Annotated in this window: 12 protein-coding genes and 2 pseudogenes; 7 read left to right on the top strand and 7 right to left on the bottom strand. The window is 62.4% G+C overall.

Features of this window, described 5'->3' with window-relative positions; genetic code table 11:
* Nucleotides 1-576: 576 nt before the first annotated feature.
* Entirely contained in the window at nt 577-2,388 is a 1,812-nt protein-coding gene (locus tag FSYMDG_RS06690) for an alpha/beta fold hydrolase (protein ID WP_013872816.1), read from the top strand.
* A 785-nt stretch (nt 2,389-3,173) separates the two neighbouring features.
* Here FSYMDG_RS06690 and FSYMDG_RS25905 read toward each other — a convergent pair.
* Together FSYMDG_RS25905 and FSYMDG_RS25900 are read right to left on the bottom strand one after the other, a co-directional pair.
* Nucleotides 3,174-3,734, bottom strand: a complete 561-nt coding sequence (locus tag FSYMDG_RS25905; protein ID WP_131772294.1) for a hypothetical protein — start codon at nt 3,732-3,734, stop codon at nt 3,174-3,176.
* A gap of 497 nt (nt 3,735-4,231) precedes the next feature.
* Nucleotides 4,232-5,098: an AbiJ-NTD4 domain-containing protein gene (locus FSYMDG_RS25900; RefSeq protein ID WP_131773890.1), complete on the bottom strand. Its 867-nt coding sequence runs from the start codon at nt 5,096-5,098 to the stop codon at nt 4,232-4,234.
* 732 nt (nt 5,099-5,830) lie between these two features.
* Between FSYMDG_RS25900 and FSYMDG_RS24135 the strand changes: the two genes are divergently transcribed.
* Genes FSYMDG_RS24135 through tnpC form a run of 3 tightly spaced genes read left to right on the top strand, consistent with a single transcriptional unit; the run spans nt 5,831 to nt 8,832 of the window.
* Nucleotides 5,831-7,615: a TerD family protein gene (locus FSYMDG_RS24135; protein WP_083828173.1), complete on the top strand. Its 1,785-nt coding sequence runs from the start codon at nt 5,831-5,833 to the stop codon at nt 7,613-7,615.
* The gene (locus FSYMDG_RS28045; RefSeq protein WP_237703014.1) at nt 7,572-7,862 is read left to right on the top strand and encodes a DUF6444 domain-containing protein; all 291 of its coding nucleotides are present in this window, start codon (nt 7,572-7,574) and stop codon (nt 7,860-7,862) included. Before FSYMDG_RS24135 ends, FSYMDG_RS28045 begins: the two co-directional genes overlap by 44 nt.
* Nucleotides 7,852-8,832: an IS66 family transposase gene (gene tnpC, locus FSYMDG_RS06670; RefSeq protein WP_237703102.1), complete on the top strand. Its 981-nt coding sequence runs from the start codon at nt 7,852-7,854 to the stop codon at nt 8,830-8,832. Before FSYMDG_RS28045 ends, tnpC begins: the two co-directional genes overlap by 11 nt.
* Here the strand turns inward: tnpC and FSYMDG_RS06665 are convergent, their stop codons facing one another.
* Both FSYMDG_RS06665 and FSYMDG_RS28040 read right to left on the bottom strand, forming a co-directional pair.
* Nucleotides 8,833-9,723: an IS3 family transposase gene (locus FSYMDG_RS06665; RefSeq protein ID WP_237703101.1), complete on the bottom strand. Its 891-nt coding sequence runs from the start codon at nt 9,721-9,723 to the stop codon at nt 8,833-8,835.
* Nucleotides 9,724-9,740: 17 nt separating this feature from the next.
* On the bottom strand, nt 9,741-10,031 hold the full coding sequence (locus FSYMDG_RS28040; RefSeq protein WP_043602641.1) for a transposase: 291 nt from the start codon (nt 10,029-10,031) through the stop codon (nt 9,741-9,743).
* Between the two features lie 65 nt (nt 10,032-10,096).
* Between FSYMDG_RS28040 and FSYMDG_RS22835 the strand changes: the two are divergent.
* Together FSYMDG_RS22835 and FSYMDG_RS06645 are read left to right on the top strand one after the other, a co-directional pair.
* Nucleotides 10,097-10,255, top strand: a pseudogene (locus FSYMDG_RS22835) (IS66 family transposase); the annotation flags it as partial.
* 66 nt (nt 10,256-10,321) lie between these two features.
* Nucleotides 10,322-11,499, top strand: a protein-coding gene (locus FSYMDG_RS06645; RefSeq protein ID WP_085948540.1) for an IS3 family transposase whose coding sequence is annotated in 2 segments (ribosomal slippage) — nt 10,322-10,583 and nt 10,583-11,499 — 1,179 coding nt in all. Because the reading frame shifts where the segments join, the coding sequence is not laid out codon by codon here.
* Nucleotides 11,500-12,570: 1,071 nt separating this feature from the next.
* Here the strand turns inward: FSYMDG_RS06645 and FSYMDG_RS30010 are convergent.
* The 3 genes and pseudogenes from FSYMDG_RS30010 to FSYMDG_RS06635 all read right to left on the bottom strand — a co-directional run bounded on the left by FSYMDG_RS30010 (nt 12,571) and on the right by FSYMDG_RS06635 (nt 15,322).
* Nucleotides 12,571-12,945 (bottom strand): protein NO VEIN domain-containing protein, encoded by a 375-nt coding sequence (locus FSYMDG_RS30010; protein ID WP_157490981.1) that lies wholly within the window; start codon nt 12,943-12,945, stop codon nt 12,571-12,573.
* Nucleotides 12,946-13,032: 87 nt separating this feature from the next.
* A pseudogene (locus FSYMDG_RS30005) lies at nt 13,033-13,455 on the bottom strand (TIGR02391 family protein).
* 904 nt (nt 13,456-14,359) lie between these two features.
* The gene (locus tag FSYMDG_RS06635) at nt 14,360-15,322 is read right to left on the bottom strand and encodes a hypothetical protein (RefSeq protein ID WP_165440839.1); all 963 of its coding nucleotides are present in this window, start codon (nt 15,320-15,322) and stop codon (nt 14,360-14,362) included.
* Between the two features lie 58 nt (nt 15,323-15,380).
* Here FSYMDG_RS06635 and FSYMDG_RS06630 point away from each other — a divergent pair, with 58 nt between their 5' ends.
* Nucleotides 15,381-15,875 (top strand): tyrosine-type recombinase/integrase, encoded by a 495-nt coding sequence (locus FSYMDG_RS06630; protein ID WP_237703013.1) that lies wholly within the window; start codon nt 15,381-15,383, stop codon nt 15,873-15,875.
* Nucleotides 15,876-15,914 lie beyond the last annotated feature (39 nt).

Raw genomic sequence — 15,914 nt, 5'->3', positions numbered from 1 at the left:
CTTCAGCTCTCCGGAGAAGGAAAAACCGCCGCGGAACAGGCATTCATTCGATCCATGAGCCCAGCCGGCCGGGTCCTGCGGTATGCCTCGCCGTGCGCGTAATCGTGACCTGGCACCTTGCATGCCATCTCCACCGCGTCGACCGCCTGCTGCGCTATCGCGGCAACCATCGACGCCTACGCTGCGTGATAGCGTCATCACGTGGATGGATGACGACGTCCTCGACGACGGCCGCCGGTACACGTCGACCCCGAGGACCGGCAAGAACCTCGAAACGAAAGCCGGCTGCCACGGACACATCACCTGGGAATCGACTGGTTTGACCGCTTGTGCGCAAGCTTTGACCGGAGTCCGCTTACCTGAAGACATTGGCCTCCTCCTATTTCAGGGATGGCCCCTGGCCACGTGGCGCTCAGGGAGCACCCGACTCGCATCTGAGCGGTTTATGCGCTTCCGCACGCCCTATCCACTTTGCCGCGGCGAAGAAAAAGACCATGAAAATGCCGGGATCTCCGGCGGACAGCACGTGCCGGCCGCCCCACATGCTCGGTCGGCGATAGTGAGAGGACGGGCTTCGTGAGCCACCCGCAGGAAGACGGCACGATCAACGCGGTCACCGCGGCACAGTTGAGCCGGATCGCCGAAAGCGGCATCTATACCTCGGCCACCTCTCTCGACCCGGCCGCCGTCAACGTCGCGCAGGCGCTGATCGCCGCGCTGAGCGGCACGGCTGAGAAGGCGCTGCTGACCCCTGACCTCCAGAAGCTGACGGAGCAGGTGCGGCAGACGGCGAGCGTCGACTTTCTCCGGATCACCGCCACCGACGGAGTACGGCTGTCGGCACACACGATCAGGCTCAGGACCTCGGAACCCCGACCCGTGGTGATCGTGCCCTCGGGCTGGACGCCCTTCGGCTGGGCCCTGTTCGAGTACACGTACCTCCAGCTGGCGCTGCGCGGCTACCACGTGCTGGCCTACACCCCGCGTGGAATCGGCTTCACCGGCAGCCCGTTCACCTCCGAGGGCACGATCGATGTGGCCGGGCCCTCGGACTGGACCGATGGCTCAACCGTCATCGGCTACGCCCAGCAGCACTTCGGCCCGAGCCGGATCGCCTTCCTGGGCGAATCGTACGGTTCGGGTATCAGCCAGCTGGTCGCGGCGCACGATCCGGCGGGGCGCGTGGACGCGGTCGTGGCCCTGAGTACCTGGGGCGACCTGGCCGCGAGCCTCTACCAGCACGACACCCGGCATCTGGCGGCGGTGACCGCCCTGATCAACTTCACCGGTGGCCCGGTCGAGCAGAAGTTCGACGCTGCCACCCAGCAGATTCTGGCGGATTTCCAGGCCGGCCAGAACCTCGACGACGTAGTGGCGTGGGGCACGGAGCGGGCACCGTCGTCGTATGTCGAGCAGACCAATGCCCGCGGCATTCCCACGTTTTTCTCCCACACCTGGCACGAGACGCTGTTCCCGGGCAACCAGGTCGTCGAGCACTTCGACCGGCTGACAGTGCCGAAGCGGCTGAACCTGTGGATCGGCGACCACGCCGCACCCGAGGGCGCCGGCCTGACCATCCCGTTCAGCGGGCCGAACCTGCCGGTCGACGAGGCATTCGCCTGGCTGGACCACTATGTGGGCGGGCTCGCCAACGACGTACCCGACTGGTCCCCGGTCAACAGCCAGATCATGTTCACCTACCGGACCAGCACCGATCCGCAGACCGGGAAGAACGTCATCACCGAACCGGCCATCCGCGAGCCCAGAGCGTCCTGGGAGGATGTCACCACCTCCACCGAGCGGTGGTACCTGACCGCCACCGCGTCGGGCAGCCGTGACGGCGGTCTGCACACCGCTCCGGAAACGGGCTGGACCCGGGAGTTCACCGCCGGGCAGCTGACCGAGGCCACCGCGGTGGACGCCATCATCACGACCGGCCAGGCCGAGTGGAAGGGCAACCCGAAGAGCTACAACACGGACAAGTTCGACCGCCAGAACCTCGCGGTCTGGACCAGCGCTCCGATCACGGCAGACAGCCACGGCGACGCAGCCCGCCGGATCCGAGGCATCCCCGAGCTCACACTGACCGTGCGCAGCTCGGCCCAGTCCACGACCCTGGTGGCCTACTTGTTCGACGTCAGCCCTGACAACACGGCCCGCATCATCACGCACGAGCCCCTCACACTCACCGACCTGACTCCCGGGCAGGACCACAACATCACCTGGAGGCTGCAGGCCGCCGGATACGACCTGGCCCCGAACCACCGGCTGATGCTCGCCGTCACCAGCAAGGACCCGCTCTACTCGGACGCGAGCGTCGACGGCAGCACCACAACGATCAGCTCGCCCGACGGCAGTGCCGCATACCTGACGTTGCCCCTGGGCTGACCCAGCAGCACCGCGGGGGGCGGGAGCCACGCACACCAGCCGGCCTCGCCCCCGCCAGGACCCAGCCCCACCAACTCGCCGCAAGCCCGCCGATACGCCTACGCTGACAGGGCCACAAAGTCGTACGCCAAGTGGATCTGGCGAGTCGGTCACTGCCCGCGGCCGTATCCTGTGCTCTGTGAGCATCTTGCGGGACGAGCTGCACAGACTGATCGACCGGCTGCCCGAATCGCAGATGGCGCCGATCCTGGCTCTCGTGCGCGAAAGCACCCCGACCGAGGACGGCAGCGACGAGTAGCCGCTGCCGGACTTCGTGGGTTCCCTGTCCAGCAGCAAGGGCGACCTCGCGGCTTCGTCCCCCGGGTAGATATCACGTCCCTCGGCGAAGCCGATCAGAGATCGGCGAGCCGGCAAGCCAGCGAGTGCGCCGCCAGGGACTTGAACCCCGAACTCGCAGATTAAGAGAAAAGAGCGGTTCGTCCGCTGATGTCCGTGGACGTCCGCCGTGTCGGCGTGACCTGCGCTCGCCGTCCGCCGGTGCTCCTGCTCGTCCGCCGACGTCCGCCGGCTTGGGTACAGCAATAGGTACACTTGGACGGATCGGAGCGAGTGCCGACGCGTTCCACGCTACAAGCTTGGGGAACCTGTGGACCTGCAATCGCCGACCTGGCCGGGAACGTTCCTGCCCAGGTCCGCGGCGATTTCATGCTCGCCGTAGCGCCCCGGTCCGACCCGGTGGGCACCGTTGCTACGGGTTCGCGGCCGGCACGGCGATCCCTTCCTCATCAGCTGGGGGTCATCCTCCAGAAACCCTCACGACGATCATAACCAAGCCTAAAAGCGCTCTGTAACGCGTCGGCAGCGTCATGTAGAAGGATTGTGGAGCCGTCCACAAACTCCGGTAAAGGTAGGAAATCGAGACGTCGACTGAAGAGCGAATCGGGGGCAGTTGGTCGCCTGAAATGTCCTAGTCCGCGTCGTACTGCTGTTAACCGACGTAGATCTTCAGCAAGATCGGAAGAAATCCAGTCGCGACGGAACGCTTCGTCAACCAAGGGGCCAAGTCCCCAATGCTCCCATCCTTTCGGCTGCCCATTTAAGAGGTGGCCAAATAAGCCGGCAAGCTCTCTTTCGCAGAATATGTGAGCCGATGCAATCGCAGCCAACGGTAGATGATAGACATAGCAGTAGATCGCCTCGGTGAGAGCGATTTTCGCTTCCTCGCCACCTGAATGCGCGCCATAGTCATAGCCGGATAACCATGCAGCTACATGACGGCTGCGCTCCACGCGACCAGCGCGATCTTCTTCATCAACTCGCGCATGCTGCTGCCAGAAGTCGTCCATAGCGGCTGATCGTATCGATGCTCTCGGTCCTACGAGTCTCGAACCCCACTTTCAACCCGCCCCTTGCAACAGTCGGTACCCCCCATCCACTCCGTCCGGGCTCGTCCGCATAGTCGGCCGTGCTGGCCCTCGGGTTCGATCGCGTACGCCGTTGTTCGAGTGTGTCCACCGACTGGACTACACGGTTGGCTCGCGACTCGCGAGCCAACCCTTCCGATTACAAGACAGGGGCAAGCCCATCTGTGGAGGGCCGCCCGCGTTCGTCACGTTGAGCCTGTGTGGTTTGCGGTTCTTTCAGCTGCAGCACAGTGCACAATGCCGACAGTATATCCCCGGCTGATCACCGCGGCGCGATAAAAGATTCGATGGCAAACTGACCTGCACCACAGGTGTATCCCGCGCGTAGAGGCTCGGCAGCCCAATTCCTCATCAGTTTCCGCGTCTCATGAACAAGAGGAATATTCATACAAACGATCACGCCGGTTTGCAGCCCAACACTACCGAGAAAAATTAAGATCCTCGTCTCGCTGCACAATGTATACGATCAATGCCCCGGCCCAATGAATACATAACCATGCGGTTGCTTCGTCCGTGGTGTTTCCATGTGCATCTCCCTGGGAGTTTCTGATTTCAGAGAGTGCACTGAACCCATCGACAGCCCTTCTCAAGGACCGCTCCTGGGCCTGACCAAAGTAGCCTTTCTTGCGAGCCTCGCCGAGAAGTGAAGGAAGTTGCCCTTGCTCGTACCCGAGAACAATCCTCAGCGCGAGTTCTACGGCCGCATTCGCATCGGTGACCGCGTCGCCCCAATGGCCTTCTGAAAGTTCTTTGAGTCCGTCTTGATACTGACGTTCAACCTCGCTGAATCTCTTTCTCCCATGGAGAAGTGTGAGCGCGGGTTGAACTACGGCCGCATGGAGCTCTTGCGACTTCTTCCGAACAATCTGGCCGTCGACTAGATCGTACGCCATCTTGTTCTCGCGGAGACGAATTGAGACGGTGCGAACTAGCGTTAGGTACGCTTTATAGCTGCCGTACGATCGTTCTGTCAGATCCATCGTTATATGGATGATATCCATGATCTGATCCGCTTTCGCCCTCTTCAGAACAAACGTGCGGAAGTCGTCCTCTGGTATCAAGTTCGGCCCAACGAGAAATGGCACACCGTACTCGCGAACGAGAATCGACCCGATTTCTTTCTCAAAATTTCGGCGAAGCTCATCCGATAGATCATTGATCAAATCGAGGACCTGATGCCGGAACTCGCTCGTGGCCTCTTCAGTGAAATACTCGACATAGTCACCGCGAGCCCTGGCCTCTTCCTCGGCCACCTCGCTCTCGCGCTTAGTAAACAGTCGTCTCACGATCTGTACCATACCGGACAGGCAAGCCCTTCTCAGTAGTCATCTCGAGGGAAGACTGTGCGCTGGCAATACCCGGCAAGCATGGCCGACCGTACGTCTACTCACCGCGGCGTTCGTCTGCCGCGGGGCTGGACCTCTGCCTTGCAAAGTCGGTACAGTTCGTCCGCCGGTGTCCGGGGTCGTCCGCACAGTCGGCATGGCCTGGGCGCCGACTCCGCGTCTGTCCGTCGGCGTCCGCTGATGTCTGCCGGCTGGGCTACACACTTGGCTACAGACCCGACGCGCCAACCTCTTGATCCGTAGCCCTCGGCGATACATCCATGGATGTCCACCAACGTCCGTCGATGCAGGTCACGGGCTTGGGACCGTTCACCGACGTCCGTGGTCGTCCACACCCATTGCAGTACAACTGCAGTACATAAGCCGCCGGGATGCCTCTCACCGAGCGTGCAGCAGGCTTGGGGATTTGCAGAGGTACGAATGACGCGTTGGCGGAGGTCCGTCGACGTCCGTCGAGTTTGCTGAACGCGTCTCGGTCGTCCGTGCTCGTCTTCCGGCCTTGCTGTCATCGGTAGCTGTCCGTGTGAGCGGCCATGCGGAGTCGCGCTGTGGATCGCCTTCGACCCGGCAAGCGGCCGTGGGTCCGGCCGGCTGCCCCATAGACCAGCTGAGGTGCTACTGCTCGACCTGACGACACCGAACCTCGCTGGTTACCGGCGTGGCATATGGGCCATGGGTGAACCTTGTCTTGAAATAGGGCATCTGTTGTTTGTAGTCAAGTTTCGGATACCGCGTCACTGTTATGACCGGACCGAGACTAGTATGCGCGACGTGTGTGCTGCGACTGGGGCGGCCATACGCAAGGGGGGGAACGTCACCCTTAGCGCGTTGGCCGACGAGCTTGGGTCTATTTCGGTCATGCTTGAATGGGCTGTCGAGAATCAATATCCGCTCGATGCCGACGCAAGCATCCTCCTTCTGGGAGACGATGGAAAGGTAAGGTCCAACGACGATCTGATTTTTTACAACCAACCCACGGGCGCTGAGGGGGCAGTCAGAATCCGTGGTAAGACTTCCTCCATCGAGGAGCGATACACCGCCTTCGCGGATATCGTCGAAATCGATATGGATGATCTGCCGGACAGCGTTGAGCGCCTCGTTCTTGCTGCCAGTCTTGACGGCGAAGAGGGAGGCTGCTTCGGTCGGCTAGCATACTTGAGGCTACGCCTTCTGAAGGGCTCCGACGCAGAAGAGCTGATTCGTTTCGATATATCTGATGCAACTGTCGAGACCGCGTTTGTCTTTGGTGAGATCTATCGGCGTGCCGGGCAGTGGAAGTTTAGGGCAGTTGGTCAAGGGTACAAAGCCGGCCTAGCTGCGCTCGTGACCGACTACGGTATCGAGGTCGAGCCAAATGATGACCAAGGACTTCAACCTGGCGAGGATGAATCTGAAGCGGACGCAGACGATGCGGCAGCGGTCAAAGATAATGGAGATACTACGGCTGATTCGGGGCTTGCCTCGGACGGCCAAGGTGCCGATGTAGAGTCGCAATCAGTTGAAAGCGCTCGTTCGGGTCACTCGCCTGCTGTTGCGGGACGTACCCAAGCGATCAGTACCAAGAAAAGGAGAACTGCTCGCAGGTTGTCTTCATCGAGAAGGCGACGCGTAGCATCTTCTGGCATTGACCAGAACTGGCAAGCCGCCCGGCTCTTTCCAGTAGCCGGAATCGGTGGCGCAGAGGAACAGGAGAGACGCGCAACCTCGGCACTCCTTGCTGTCATATCCTCGGTCCGCGAGTTCGGCCGATCCATCACAACGCGGTTCGGAGCGCCCGCCGGTCAAATCGATACATTTATCGAGGTGCCCTTCGTCCTGTCGGATCAGCCTTACGTACCGGACGGTCTGATTAGGGTGAAGCGAGGCCAGCGTGTCTGGCAGGCACTCGTTGAGGTGAAGACCGGGACCGCTGAGCTTCGCCAGGATCAGGTTGAGACGTACTTGGACATTGCACGAGAGCAGAGGTTCGACGCTGTTCTTACGATCTCTAACCGCATTGCAGCGGTTGGTGAGCGGCACCCAGTGCCGATCGATGGGCGAAAAACGAAGAAGGTCGGAGTCCATCATCTCTCATGGGCTGAGGTCCGCTTTTACTGCCAGCTATTGATAGAGAACAACGGCGTGGCGGATCAGACTCAAGAGTATATTCTGACCGAATTTCTTCGCTATCTTGAGCACGCGCGTTCCGGTGCCCACATGTTTGACGATATGGGCCCTCATTGGGTGCCTGTCAGAGACAGCGTGGCTAACGGTACGTTGCGACCTTCAGACAAGGGTCTACCCTTCGTTACAGGTAACTGGTCAGGTCTGGTAGATCGTTTGTTTTTGGTTTCCCGGCTGGCTGGGACTCCTCGATGGCCTGAAGGCCCGGGTCGTTGGTGCTGTGTGGTTGATCGGGCCGTAGGGTCCGGGTGTGTCGGATGGTCCGCCCGCGTCGCCGCCGGTGCCGTCGTATGACGAGCTCGCGGCGCTGGTGGTGAGTCTGCGGGCGCAGCTGGTCGAGACCGCTGCGGCGTTGGAACAGGCGCGGGTGCGGATCGCCGAGCTGGAAGCTCAGGTCGCGAAGAACTCGCGGAACTCGGCGAAGCCACCGAGTTCGGACGGGCTGGCGAAACCGCCACCGAAGTCGCTGCGGAAGAAGACCGGCCGCAGGCCCGGTGGGCAGGGGCGGGCATCCGGGATCGACGCTGCGGATGCTCGCTGAGCCTGATGTGCGCCTGCGGCATGAGCCGGGGCCGTGTGCGGGGTGCGGGGCGGGGCTTGCGGGCCGGCCTGTGACCCGGACCGAACGGCGGCAGGTGTTCGACCTGCCCGAACTACGTCCGCATGTGGTCGAACATCAGCTCATCGAGCGGGAGTGCGGCTGCGGGACGCGGACGAAGGCGGCGGCACCGGCCGGGGTGGACGCGCCGGTGCAGTACGGGCCGCGGGTGGCCGCGGCGGTGGTCTACCTGTATTCCGGTCAGTTCCTGTCGCAGGAGCGGACCGCGACCGCGCTGGCCGAGCTGGTTGGGATCCCGATCTCGGCGGGCACGGTCGGTGCGATGACCGCCCGTGCCGCCGCCGGACTCGACGGCTTCCGTGACACCGTCCGGGGTCTGCTGGCCGCCGCCGACGTGATCGGGGCCGATGAGACGGGGCTGCGGGTCGCCGGGAAACTGCACTGGGTGCACTGCGCCCGCACCGACAAGTACACGCTGATCGACTGCCATGCCACCCGCGGCAGCGGCGGGATCGACGCCCTCGGGGTGCTTCCCGCCTTCGGTGGGGTGGTGGTCCACGACGCCTGGGCCCCCTACGACAGCTACACCGGCGCCACCCACCAGCTGTGCGTCGCTCACGTGCTGCGCGAACTACAGGCCGTCGTCGACGCGGCCCCGACGGGAACCTGGTGCTGGGCCGCCCAGGCAGGCGACGCGCTCGTCGCCCTGCACCGCCTCGCCGTCGACGCCGCCACTACCGGCGTCACCATCGACGAGCAGGCACCGGCCACCCAGACCCGGCAGCTGCGCCACGCCGCTCACATCGGGATCAGCCAGACCTCGCCGCGCGGCACGAAACTCATGGCCGCCCGCCATGCCCTGGCCTGCCGGCTCGTCGACCGCGAAGCCGACTACCTTCGGTTCACCCGCGACTGGCGGGTGGAGGGTTCCCACTTTCGTGGACAGTCCTAACTATGCAGCACGAAGTGTTTGTCCGTCAAATTCTTCCTCGAACTCGACAGGCGTGAGATAGCCGATCGAGGAGTGCAACCGCTGCCGGTTGTAGTAGATCTCGACATATTCGAAGATCCCCGCCCGGACGCGGTCTATGGTATCGAACGGGTGGAGGTGGACGAACTCCTTCTTGAGGGTGGCCCAGAAGGACTCCGCCGCGGCGTTGTCGAAACAGATCCCGGTACGGCCGACGGAGTTTCGGACGTTGTTGTCGCGACAGAAGGCGACGAACTCACGGCTGGTGTACTGACCGCCTCGGTCGGCGTGGAATATGACGCCGCCGGGTGGCCGCCGGCGGGTGACGGCCATACGAAGCGCGTCGAGAACGAGTTCGGTGCGCATGTGATCGGCGACCGCCCAGCCGACGATCTTCCGAGAGAACGCGTCGATGACGGAGGCCATGTACACCCAGCCATCCCAGGTGCGAATATATGTTATGTCGCCGTACCACAACTGGTTCGGTGCGGACGCGGCGAAGTCTTGGCCGACAAGATCAGGCAGCGATGAGGAGTCCGCGGCCTGCACCGTCGTCACCGGCCGGCGGGGACGCGGATGCACGCTGACCAGGCCCATCGTCGCCATCAGCCGCTGGACCCGCTTGTAGGCGACGGCGACGCCCTGGCGGCGGATCTCGTGGAAGATCCGCCGCACGCCGTACCGCCCCTCGTGACGGTCGAAAACAGCTCTGATCATGGTCGACAAGGTGGCGTCGTCCTTCTCCCTCCGAGACGGGCCGCGTTTCTTCCACGCATAGTAGCCCTGTCGGGACACGTCGAGTTTCTTGCACATGTAGTCGACGGGAAAGGTGTTCGCGCCGTCGGCGGACACAGGCTTCTTCGGAGCGTGTATCGAGATGAACTCGAACTTTACTTCTGCTCGCTCGCGAAGAAGCTCGCCGCTTTTTTTAGGAAGGCGATGTCCATCTGCGCCTGCGCGTACTTCTTCCGGAGCTCCTCAAGTTCCGCGCGCTCCGACACCGACAGCGGCCGCTCCTCGGTCTCGCCGTTCTCCTTCGCCTTCTTCACCCAGTTTCCCAACGTGGTCTCGTGGATACCCAGACTCTTCGCGACCTCGGTCACCGACCGGCCCGAGTCGAGCACCAACCTTACTGCCTCGGATTTGTACTCCTGGGTGAACTTCCGGCGAGCTGACCCCATGACGCTCCTTCCCTATGGACAGCGAACCTCAGGTTCGCTGTCCACGGAAGCGGGATCACTCCAGGGTTCCCGCGGACAACAACGGCTCCGAACGCGACATCCGCATGATCAAACTACGGCAGAAGGTATCCGGCTGCCTACGCACGCTCACCGGCGCCCGCCAGTTCTGCGCGATCCGCAGCTACCTGTCCACCGCCACCAAACACGGCATCAGCCTGTTCTGAGGTGGTCCCCGTTCTTCGGACAGTGATCCCTATGTGGGATAATTGATCCGTGAGCGGAGGAGATTGATGACTGAGTCCCGGCGGCGGTTCACGCCCGAGTACAAGGACGAGGCAGTGAAACTCGTCATCGATTCGGGTCGGCCGGTATCGGCGATCGCGAAGGACCTCGGTATCAACGAGGGAACCCTGGGGAGCTGGGTGGCCACCTGGCGTCGGGCCCACCAAGGCGAAGAAGAACCGCTGTCGATGTCCGAGCGTGCCCGGCTACGGGAGCTGGAGAAGGAGAACCGGGAACTCCGGATGGAGCGCGAGTTCCTCTCAAAAGCGGCAGCCTTCTTCGCGCAACGCCATCAGTGATCGATAAGTTCGAGCTGATCGCCGCGGAGAAGGACAACTACCCGATACGCAAAATGTGCCAGTGGCTCGTGGTGTCGACGTCCGGTTTCTACGACTGGTACCAGCGACCGGTGTCGTCCCGGACCCGCCGGCACACCACCCTGGACACCCAGGTGCGGGCGTTGTTCGCCGCCTCGCGCCAGACCTACGGCGCGCGGCGGATCGCCGCCGCTCTGACCGCGTCGGGCCAGCCCACCTCGGTCCGCCTCGCCCGACGGATCATGCGCCGAGCAGGGCTGAAGGCCTGCCAGCCCAGGGCCTACCGCCGCACCACGATCCCCGGCCAGGCGCCGGTGCCCACCGACCACGTCCGCCGCGACTTCACCGCCACCCGCCCCGGGGCCAAGCTCGTCGGTGACATCACCTATGTCCGTACCGGCGAAGGCTGGCTGTATCTCGCCACGGTCATCGACTGCTATTCACGGAAGGTTCTCGGCTGGTCGATGGCCAGTCACATGCGGACCGAACTCGTCGTCGACGCATTCACCATGGCCGCGTCCCGCACCACCCTTGCACCGAACGCGGTTTTTCACTCGGATCGCGGTACGCAATACACGTCCGACGCCTACCATCGCACGCTGGCACGACACGGCGTGCGACCTTCCGTAGGCGCCACCGGAGTGTGCTGGGACAACTCCGCCGCCGAATCCTTCTTTGGCACCCTGAAAAACGAACTCGTCTATCGGGAAATTTACCTAACCCGTCGTGCCGCCCGCAGTGCGATCGCCGAGTACATCGAAGTCTTCTACAACCGGCAGCGACTCCACTCCACCCTCGGCTACCACACCCCGGAACACGTCGAACGTCTCTACCTGACGAGTCGGACATCAATACCAGAGGCGGCGTAAAGCTGATATAGTCCAGTTATCGCGTGTCCGTAGAATGGGCAGCACCTCAGCCGTCCCTGGATGCCCGCGATCAGCTAACTCAAGATCAAAAACTACCTGACTAGTTACCGTTACAGAACGCTTTGATCAACTGACACGATACCTATGCCTCCATCTTGGCGGACAGCTCGGCCTAGAGGTTGTTCCTCACCTTCATCGGAAGGCGGAGGCCGTACAGAGACGTCAACTGTTGGCCGACGAGATTTGTAGTCAGGGCACGCTGTCTAGCATGATTCGGGTTCCGGACACGGTCGGACCAGTCGGAATAGTCACCGATGTTCGGGCAGGTCGGATAAGTTGTTCTGTTGGGATTGAAGCACCTCGCCAAGGCCGTCCGCTAACCCGCGTCAATTGGATTCTCCGACAACTCAAGGACGCTACCGGAAATCTTCGCATTGAAGCTTACTATCCTGGATCTCGGGACGCTGGATCGGCAGAGCTATTGTCTGTCGCACGCCAGAAACCTAATCTTCTGGTCGCTGATCCCGCTCGCGACATCCGATCATTTAAGATATCACTCAGCGCGCCTCTCGGAACAAAGCGTGGTCTTGGAAAGGGAACTTTCATCACCTCGACAGTCGAAACGCTGGAAAAGTTTTATGAGGAGGTGGTTCAGAACTTGCGCGAATGGCGGAGCTCTGCTGATATATCTTCCGTAGAGACGCCTTCGGAGTAGGATACGGCGGCCGATATCGTGATTAATTGATCAATTCTCGGTCGACCGCCTCCCGATTTATCCCGACCCTAAGTCGTCATTAGGCTTGTGTCCGTTGCCGTCGCGCATATAGGGCACATGCCGCTGGTCAGGATGATCGGTAGGCGGTCGACCGCCGCGACGGTGTGTAATCCAAAGCCAGGGATCGACCTGCGGATTATGAGATCGTCGATGGTTCGTCTGCCGACATCCGCGAACGTCCACCGGTGCAGCTCACGCAGCTGGCGGCGTCCGTGGACGTCCATGAGCATCCGCCGTTGTCCGTGGGCTTGGCTGCCATCTGCTCATGCGGTCTCGCCCGTCCATTCGGGTGTTGCTTACGTCTTCGGCAGCACATAACAGTATCGGGTCGCAAGTAGGTCTGATCGGGACGGGGTCCAGGGAGACCACTCGCGCCAAGTGCCTCCACTGGCTACTATGTGACCATCTTCTGTTCGACTCCAGGAGATATCGTCGACCACGACGAGCACTGAGTCCGGGTAGTCTTCGGCGTGGCGTACTTCGTTATCTGTGAGCTCGACAGCCTCGCGGCGGGTTGCGCTGCCCTTTACCTCGATGTGTACCGTCTCATCGCCCCGGTGCGCTTCAACGTCCCAAGAACGAATGGAGCCGACGTCAGTGACGCTGTATCCTCTGCTGGTGAATTTGGTTATAACTGTATCAACAGCACGCCTTTCGATCGCCTCCCGCACTGCAGTGTCAGCTAGGCGTCCAGCCCCACGATTGGACGTCGGGCGGATCTCTTCATCTGCGAGGGAGCTGTTGGTAGGAGGGCAGGGTCAATCTATTCTATTTATTTCGCATTCGTCTATCCAGCGTGCGAGGATACTAAATGCCGCCAGATACTCGAGGCACATTTCCTTAGACCATGCGACTTCCAACTCGTGTGCCGCTATATTGCGAATCCCTGCATAGCGGCCCTGCGAAAAAAAGCGAGCGCCGCGCATTCTGTTTTTCCAGGTTGCAGTCTGACGATCTCCAGGAAATCAGAGTCGCGGCGCATCCCGCTTCGGGTCGTCCTCGCTAAATAAGTTTTGCAGCAATGTATCGTCTGATACATCGAACCGGCGTACTTTTTTCTGTGTGTTTCCTGATACGGCTCTTGCTGCTTGCTCGACGGCCTGCCGGTAATGCCCCCCTTGCCAAAGACTACTGGCGGCGTAAAAGATCCATGGGTGTAACTGGTATGCGCCAAGGTCCATTTGCAGCTGCGAGTAATGAGTGTGAGGCGAGTGGGAGGTGGCAGCGCGGGAGAACGGTGGGTGCTTCGCATGTAGTATCGGCGCGCGTCTAGATATGAGGCTACCAAGAAAGTTTGCAATTTCCGGAACCAGGGAGGAGCTTTTTTGTCCTACTGGGAGGGTGTTTGAAGAATTGGAAGAGTCGAGAGTGTGAGGTGATTTCGATTGGCGAGATCGTACCCGATATTGTGCTAACCACCAGATGGAGCATGGCAGTATTCCGAATACCGCCGCAGCGCCGAGTGCGTTCCCCCAGCGAGCGGCAGGTGCGTAATCCGTGTATGGATCAGAGGTAAAGATCGCGAGGAAACTGACTGTGGCGATCGCCAGAGCTATCCAGAAGGGTGCACGTCGACGGCGCACCCATCGCCCAACCCCTCGCCACATCAACCCTCACCAGTCCTTCCCCAACATGCCTGGAGCGCGCGGCAATCTTGTCACATCGGTGTCTGATCCGATGCGGAGGCGACCACAGAAGAGTGCTGCGACTGGCAGGCTGTACGGGTCGGGCTGTCCGGTGAGCGCAGCGCCCTGGTTCAGTCCTCCCAGCTGTGCGCTGGCGTGCCCTCTGCTCGGTTGTGCGTGTGTCCCCGGCGTGCGCGGCGGTGATCAGCGTCGGACAGCCAACCGGTGAGGAGCGTGAACGTGTCCGCCGTCCGGATTCCCGGTGAGATTTTGCGCGGTGGCGGGTCGGCGACGCGCCCGGCGAGCATGGCCGTCCACGGCCACGCGCAGCCGGCCGCGCGGCGCGGCCCGCCGCCGCGCCTTGATCCTAAAACGGATAATTCGGCAGTCAGTCAGCCTCGACGTAGCCAACGTCGTCCGTCGGGCTGTGTCGCTGATCGCCGGTCCGGGTTCGGCGTGGTCAGGCTGCGGTGGTGGCGAGGGCGGTGCGGTCGATGCGGGAGACGAGTTCGCGGGCGTGGGTGTTGTGCTGGTACGGGGCGAGTCGTTTCCGCAGGTCGGTCATGGCGGTGACGTAGCGGGCGGAGATGGGGACTCCGGCGGCAATGTCGATCGCCGTGTGGCCGGCGGTGATGGCGCCTTCGAGATCGTTTTGCTGGGTGAAGCTGACGGCGACGACGGTTTGGCTCAGCGCCCCGCGGCGTCCCCGGTTCTGCTTACGGGCGGCCTCGACGGACTGGCGGGCGTAGCGGTGGGCCTCGGTCGGGTCGCCGATGTCGCGGAGACTGTTCGCGATCTCCCCGGTGACGTAGGGCTCGTCGATGAACTTCGCCCATTCGGGTTCGTTCGCCGAGTTGATGCGATCGAAGGTCTTCTCGGCCTGCGCGATCGTCGCGGCGGTGTCGGTGGAGCGGCCCAGGACCGACAGGGCGCGGGCTTCCAACACGTACAGGTCGGTCAGGGCGGCGGGGGCACGCAGACCACGCAGGCCGTGGCGGCCGGCGCGGGCGAGCCGGAGCCCTTCGTCGGGGTGCCCGAGTTGGGTGGCCTGGTCGGAGAGTCCGGCCAGGACATGGGCGCCGAGCATCCGGTTACCGGCGGCGTCGGCGAGCCGGAGGGACTGGATCAGGTAGCGCTGCGCGATGCCGTGTTGGCCGGAGTCGAACGCCATCCATCCGGCGAGATAGGTCTGTTCGGCGGCGACCTCGAAGAGGGCCTGGCGGACGGGCTCGGGGTGGGATTCCTGCAGGAGCGGGAGGACGTGTTCGGTGAGGTACTGGGCGACGGTGCGGCGGGCGATGTCCCCGCCGCCCTGGATGACGTCCATTTCCTGGAACACGCCGAACATGTTGCGGATGGACTCGACCGCGGCCATGTCCGCGTGGGCGGGTCGTCCGGCGTCGGCGGCGTCCAGGCTGGTCAACAACCAGTCCCGGCTGGGGCCGGCGAGCGCACCGAGAACGAATGATGAACGAAGCAGCATGTCCCGACGGCGCACGTCGGCCCTCCCGAGTGACAGTGCGGCTCGGCTGGTGGAGCTCCTGCGTCAGCATCGGGTGGTGCAGGCAGGCGAACGGTTCGAACGCGGCGACGCCTGGACTGAGACGGGTCTCGTGTTCACCTCGTCGATCGGTACCCCGCTGGAACCACGGAACGTCAACCGCCGGTTCGATCAGCTCCGGGAAAAGGCCGGACTCCCCTGGCTCCGCCTACATGATCTTCGTCATGCGTTCGCCTCGATGCTGTTCTCCGAAGGCGTGCCCGCGCGCACGGTCATGGAACTACTCGGACATTCGACCATCCAACTGACCATGAACACGTACACCCACGTCATGCCCGAGACCCAGCGGGACGCCGTGGGCCGTCTGGACCACCTGTTCACCGGCGACAGGCCCACGGACGAAGAGGACGACAACGCGGACGAAGCCGGAGGCCCCGACCCCACCGACACCGACACCGACACCGACCAACAGTGATCGATTGCAGATGGGTACACCGTTGGGTACATTGATCTT

Origin of the sequence: Candidatus Protofrankia datiscae (assembly GCF_000177615.2) — a bacterium.
GTDB lineage: Bacteria > Actinomycetota > Actinomycetes > Frankiales > Frankiaceae > Protofrankia > Protofrankia coriariae.
Note: the sequence above shows the minus strand (reverse complement) of the source record. Positions and strands in the feature narration are given on the sequence as shown.

Excerpts from the sequence above, each read along its gene's own strand:
- FSYMDG_RS25905 (WP_131772294.1), bottom strand. The coding sequence starts at position 3,734 with ATGGACGACTTCTGGCAGCAGCATGCGCGAGTTGATGAAGAAGATCGC.
- FSYMDG_RS28040 (WP_043602641.1), bottom strand. The coding sequence starts at position 10,031 with ATGGGGTCAGCTCGCCGGAAGTTCACCCAGGAGTACAAATCCGAGGCA.
- FSYMDG_RS24135 (WP_083828173.1), top strand. The coding sequence starts at position 5,831 with ATGGGTGAACCTTGTCTTGAAATAGGGCATCTGTTGTTTGTAGTCAAG.
- FSYMDG_RS06630 (WP_237703013.1), top strand. The coding sequence starts at position 15,381 with ATGTCCCGACGGCGCACGTCGGCCCTCCCGAGTGACAGTGCGGCTCGG.
- tnpC (WP_237703102.1), top strand. The coding sequence starts at position 7,852 with ATGCTCGCTGAGCCTGATGTGCGCCTGCGGCATGAGCCGGGGCCGTGT.